Here is a 4594-nt window from a genome sequence, read left to right on the forward strand (position 1 = left end):
GTCGAGGCCAAGCCCGCTCGCCCGGGCGCCGACGAAAGCCGCGAAACGCCGATTGACTTGCCCCGCCCTTCGATGGAGGATTGTCAGGGTTACGGGGGTTACGGTGACACTTTACTAAATCTCCAATTTGCGCCATACGCTTCGTCACAATCCGCCATGAGCCGCGCCTATGGCCCGCATCGCCCGCTTCCTCGTCCCGGATCTGCCGCATCACGTGACGCAGCGCGGCAATCGGCGGATGCAGACGTTCTTCGGCGACGAGGATTATGGTCTCTATCTCGACCTTTTGAGCGAGCGCTGCCGCCAGGCTGGCGTGGCGGTCTGGTCGTACTGCCTGATGCCGAACCACGTCCATCTGATCCTGACGCCGTCGACGCCGCAGGGGCTCGGGCGCGCGCTCGGCGAGACGCACCGGCGCTACGCCAGCGTGATCAACGCGCGGCTGCGCGTCACCGGACACCTGTTCCAGTCGCGCTACGGCTCGGTCGCCATGGACGAGGCGCATCTGATGGCGGCGGCGCGCTATGTCGCGCTCAATCCGGTTCGCGCAAAGCTGGTGAAGCGCGCCGAAGACTGGCGCTGGTCGAGCGTTCGCGCCCATCTTGCCCGCCGGGACGACGGCGTCGTCGCGACGGCGCCGATCCTCGAACGCTGCGGAGGAGACTTTGCCGCGCTGATCGCCAGCGAGCCGGCGCCGGCGCTCGTCGCGGCGCTACGCGGCGGCGAGACGATCGGCCGCCCGCTCGGCTCGCCGTCTTTCCTCGATCGCGTCGCGACGCTCACGGGACGCAATCCCCGGCCGGCGAAGCGAGGACCGAAGCGAGGCGAGTCATTGGGGGTTGAGTAAACTGTCACCATAATTCATAATTACTAATCAAATCTGTAGTTGAGGCCGGCTCGGACAATGTTGTTGTCCAGATGGACTGCCCGCGTGCCGATGATGGCGTTCGGAACGATGAGGTCGGGGGAAAAATAGGTCCCCTTTTGCAGGTCCACGTAGAGATATTCGGCTTTTATCGACCAGTTTCGGCTGAGCGCGGCTTCAAGCCCGCCGCCGATCGTCCAGCCCCAGAGGGTCTTGGTTTGACTGAAGACGCCTGTGTCGTCCGCGCTGGCGTCGACCGTGTCCTCGACGCTCGCGGCGGCGAGTCCGCCCGTCGCGTAGGCCAGCCAGCGTTCGGCGACGGACATGCCGAAGCGCAGGCGGCCCGTCGCCAGCCATTTTTCGCTGGTCGTGTTGATGACGGTCGTGTTGAAGGGCGCAAGGTCGTTGTCGGCGCCCTTTTGACTCACCGCTGACAGGTCGCCCTCGGCGCCGACGATCACTTTGTCGACCTGCCAATCGTAGCCGAGAACGCCGCCGAAGAGACCGCCGCTGACGGCGAACGGATTGGTCATCGGCAGGCCGACATAGGTCGGAGAGCGCGGGTCGGCGTAAATCGACTGGCTCCGGCCCCACGCGCCGCCGCCCTCGACGCCGACACGCCAGCCGGTCCAGCTCCACGCCGGCGGCGGCGCTGGCAGCGATAGGTCGGCCGCCAGGGCGGGCGCGCCCATCGCTGCGGCGAGCGCGGCAAGGCCCATGCGTGTTTTGTTCATAACGGGCCCCGGAACGGCGAGGATCCGACCTCGCCGAATCACGCCGCCTGCTCGACGGCGCAGGCATCATGACGCCCGTCCGCCGCATTGACAATGCGCGCCATAGTAAAACGGGGGACAACCAGCGTTTTCCCGGGGCTGTTGCGGATTTCCCGTCGCCAGAGCCGCAAACGAAACCGGGTCTGCATTGCGCGTGCATTTACGGCCAGGCGAGAAATACAAGAACGCGTTCCGTTACGTCATGCGAGCATCGCAATCTCGCGCTCCGCGGTCCGCGCGAGACTTTCGCGATCGGAACCGCTCCCCCTCGGCGCGATCCATTGCACCGCCGACCTCTTGGAGGCTGAGACTTCCGAAGCCGAAGGGCGGTCAAGGACGCGCGTTTCGCGCGCCGTTCTTGTAGACGCGCTCGCTGAGCGCGTCCGGCAGAAACAAGAAGCGCGGCCGACGGCCGCGCCTACAAAGCGCTGCGCGCCTTGACCGCCCTTCGGCTTGGGAAAAAAGGCGCTTCCAAGAGGTCGGCGGCGCTCTCTGCCGAGCCTTCTTCGTCACGGCCCGTCACCGGGGCATTGACTGCCGCCCAGGCAGGTTTACGCGAACCTCATCCTGAGCCACCCGCGAAAGCGGGCGAGTCGAAGGATGATGCGGTATGCGCCGACGTGCGAGCGCGGAAGCGTCCTTCGAGGCCGCTTCGCGGCGCCTCAGGACGAGGGGGCGTTGTGGACCAGGCGATTGTAGGCGAACGCCGCGCGGCCTGGAACAGATGGCCGCCCGCGCCCGCGCGGGCATCGCCGAAAGCGGCAAAGCGCCGATTGACTTACCCCGCCCTTCCGTGGACAATCCATAGCGCGACCTTTCGCCGGCTTTGCGCCGGGCGGAGGGTCGCGCCGTCTTTTCAGCCCATCGCAGCAACCAACCCAGGAGAGTGGCCATTCGTCGTCCCATGAAGTCGACCGCGGCGCCGGAGAAAGGCGGGCCGCGCGTCAATCGCGACATTCGCGCCCTGCAAGTCCAGCTCATCGACGCCGAGGGAAAGAACGTCGGCGCCGTCGACATCGCGGAGGGCCTGCGCCTCGCGGAGGAAGCGGGCCTCGATCTGGTCGAGATCGTCCCCAACGCCGTCCCGCCGGTGTGCAAGATCCTCGACTTCGGCAAGTTCCGCTTCCTCGAGCAGAAGAAGTCGTCGGAGCAGCGCAAGCGCCAGAAGATCGTCGAAATCAAAGAGATCAAGCTCAGGCCGGGCATCGACGACCATGATTACGAGGTCAAGATGCGCTCGGTCCGGCGCTTCTTCGAGGAAGGCGACAAGGTCAAGGTGACGCTGCGCTTCCGCGGCCGCGAAATGGCGCACCAGGACATCGGCTTCAAGCTCTTACAGCGGGTGAGGACCGAGACCGCGCCGATCGCCAAGGTCGAGGCCGAACCGCTGATGGAAGGACGGCAGATGACGATGGTGCTGGCGCCGAAATAGCGCCGGCCCTCCTCGCCGCCGCTCATCACAAAGCCTTGAGGGGCCCTGCCATGGCTTGCCGTCGCGCGTCGTGGGGCGTTACACCCCGCTCCCGGCGCGTTCGGCGCCCCCTGCGACGAGAAACCCGATGACCGCCGCCGCCGAAAATACCGCCCGCCTGGGCGTCGAGGACGCTTCGTCGCGCTCAGCCGCCGCGGCGCGGGCGACGGCGTTCGGCGTGCTGTTCGCCGCCAGCGGCTCGCACATGCTCAACGACATGATGCAGTCGCTCGCGCCGGCGCTCTATCCGGTGTTTCGCGAGCAACTGTCGCTGAGCTTCTTCCAGACCGGCATCATCACCTTCACCTTCCAGCTCACCGCCTCGCTGCTGCAGCCGTTTATCGGAATCGCGCTCGACCGGCGGCCCGCGCCTTTCGCGCTGCCGGCGGCGATGGGCTTTTCGCTGATCGGCCTGGCGGCGCTCGCCTACGCCGGAACCTATCCGGCGCTGCTCGCTTCCGTCGCGCTGATCGGCATCGGCAGCGCGGTCTTTCATCCCGAAGCCTCGCGCGCCGCGCGCGCCGCCTCCGGCGGGCGCTACGGCCTGGCGCAGAGCCTGTTCCAGGTCGGCGGCAATTTCGGCCAGTCGCTCGGGCCGCTGATGGCGGCGTTCATCGTCGTGCCGTTCGGCCAGCGTTCGGTGCTCGCCTTCACGCTGCTCGCCTTCGTCGCGATCGTGCTGCTGACCCACATCGCCCGCTGGCACGCCGCCCATCGCGCCCAGCGCAAGGCGGCGGGCGCGGCGGCGGCGCGGCCGTCGCCGGCCTCGCCCGCGGTCGTCAGGCGGACGATGGCGATCCTGGTCGTGCTGGTGTTCTCGAAGGTGTTCTATCTCGCCAGCCTGCAGAGCTACTACACGTTCTACCTGATCCAGACCTTCGGCGTGTCGGTGCAGACCTCGCAGGTGCTGCTGTTCGTCTTCCTCGCCGCGGTGGCGGCGGGCACCTACGCCGGCGGGCCGATCGGCGACCGCTACGGCCGCAAGTTCGTCATCTGGCTGTCGATCCTCGGCGTGCTGCCGTTCACCCTGCTGCTGCCCCACCTCGGGCTCGTCGGCACGGCGATCGACAGCGTCTGCATCGGCCTGGTGCTGTCGTCGGCGTTCTCGGCGATCGTCGTCTACGGCCAGGAGCTGACGCCCGGCAATGTCGGCGCGGTGGCGGGCCTGTTCTTCGGCCTGTCGTTCGGCCTCGGCGGCGTCGGCGCGGCGGCGCTCGGCTTCCTCGCCGACAAGACGAGCCTAAGCTTCGTCTACCAGGTCTGCGCCTTCCTGCCGGCGATCGGCCTGCTGACCTACTTCCTCCCCGACCTGCACGCCCGGCGCCTTTAGAGCCTGTTGGCTTTGGATTGAACCACCCTTCGCCGTCATGGCCGGGCTTGACCCACGGCTGTCCGGTTCATGTTGGGCTCCAGTTTAGCGAGAGTTGCTGCGAGTCGAGCGGCGAGGGTCTTTGCGGTTGCTTGAGGCGGGTGAAATCCTTGCGA

The 4594-nt window shown here is 67.1% G+C and carries 4 protein-coding genes; 3 read left to right on the top strand and 1 reads right to left on the bottom strand.

Annotated elements, in window-relative coordinates:
* Positions 1–169: 169 nt before the first annotated feature.
* Positions 170–847 (top strand): transposase, encoded by a 678-nt coding sequence (locus tag ABSF49_RS20350; RefSeq protein ID WP_424114460.1) that lies wholly within the window; start codon positions 170–172, stop codon positions 845–847.
* A gap of 23 nt (positions 848–870) precedes the next feature.
* On the opposite strand, the gene ABSF49_RS20355 is transcribed toward ABSF49_RS20350, so the two are convergent.
* The gene (locus tag ABSF49_RS20355; protein WP_424114461.1) at positions 871–1599 is read right to left on the bottom strand and encodes an outer membrane protein; all 729 of its coding nucleotides are present in this window, start codon (positions 1597–1599) and stop codon (positions 871–873) included.
* Between the two features lie 943 nt (positions 1600–2542).
* Here ABSF49_RS20355 and infC point away from each other — a divergent pair.
* Together infC and ABSF49_RS20365 are read left to right on the top strand one after the other, a co-directional pair.
* Positions 2543–3070, top strand: coding sequence for a translation initiation factor IF-3 (gene infC / locus ABSF49_RS20360; protein WP_424114462.1), 528 nt, complete (start codon positions 2543–2545; stop codon positions 3068–3070).
* A gap of 127 nt (positions 3071–3197) precedes the next feature.
* The gene (locus ABSF49_RS20365) at positions 3198–4439 is read left to right on the top strand and encodes an MFS transporter (protein ID WP_424114463.1); all 1242 of its coding nucleotides are present in this window, start codon (positions 3198–3200) and stop codon (positions 4437–4439) included.
* Positions 4440–4594 lie beyond the last annotated feature (155 nt).

The organism is Roseiarcus sp., assembly GCF_049514155.1.
Taxonomy (GTDB): Bacteria; Pseudomonadota; Alphaproteobacteria; order Rhizobiales; family Beijerinckiaceae; genus Roseiarcus.